The sequence below is a fragment of the Haliea sp. E1-2-M8 genome, from assembly GCF_030649675.1.
Lineage (GTDB): Bacteria > Pseudomonadota > Gammaproteobacteria > Pseudomonadales > Halieaceae > Haliea.
In genome coordinates, this window is sequence record NZ_JAUTDR010000086.1 from 1 (window position 1) to 702 (window position 702).

The following is a 702-nucleotide window of genomic DNA, read 5'->3' on the forward strand; positions in this document are numbered from 1 at the left end:
CTTCAGGCCCTCGTGAGCATCCGAGATCACCAGCCGCACGCCCGTCAGGCCTCGCCGAACCAGGCTACGCAGGAACTCCGTCCAGAAGGCTTCTGTCTCGGCCGGACCCACAGCCATGCCCAAGGTTTCCCGGCGGCCTTCGTTGCTGACGCCAACGGCAACGACCACCGCCTGGCTGCTCACGGCGCCCCGCTCACGCGATTTCAGATAGGTGGCATCCAGCCAGACATAGGCCCACGGGCCGCTCAGTGGGCGATTCAGGAACGCCTCAACCCGCTCATCCAGCTCCTCGCACAGCCGTGAGACTTGGCTCTTGGAGATGCCGCTCATACCCATAGCCTGCACCAGGTCGTCCACCTTGCGGGTCGATATGCCCTTCACATAGGCCTCCTGCACAACGGCAACAAGCGCCTGCTCCGAGGCCTTGCGGGGTTCAATGAAGCTCGGCAGGTAACTGCCTGTGCGCAGCTTCGGAATGCGTAACTCCATCGTCCCCAAGCGTGTCTCCAGCGTGCGGTCGCGGTAGCCGTTGCGCTGGTTAACCCGGTCCTCACTTCGCTCATGCCGGCCGGCGCCGCAACGCTGTTCCGCTTCAGCATCCATCAGTCGCTGAAGGACCAATTGGCCCAGCTCCCTCAGCAAGTCATCGTCCGCATGCTTTTCAGCCAGCTCAATCAATGCCATCCTGTCCTCGGTCATCGT

The 702-nt window shown here is 62.8% G+C and carries 1 protein-coding gene; it reads right to left on the reverse strand.

The genetic code is table 11. The features are described 5' to 3' along the window. A partial coding sequence (locus tag Q6D67_RS21660; protein WP_304707926.1) for an IS256 family transposase occupies window positions 1-699 on the reverse strand: 699 nt, incomplete at its 3' end. Window positions 700-702: the final 3 nt, after the last annotated feature.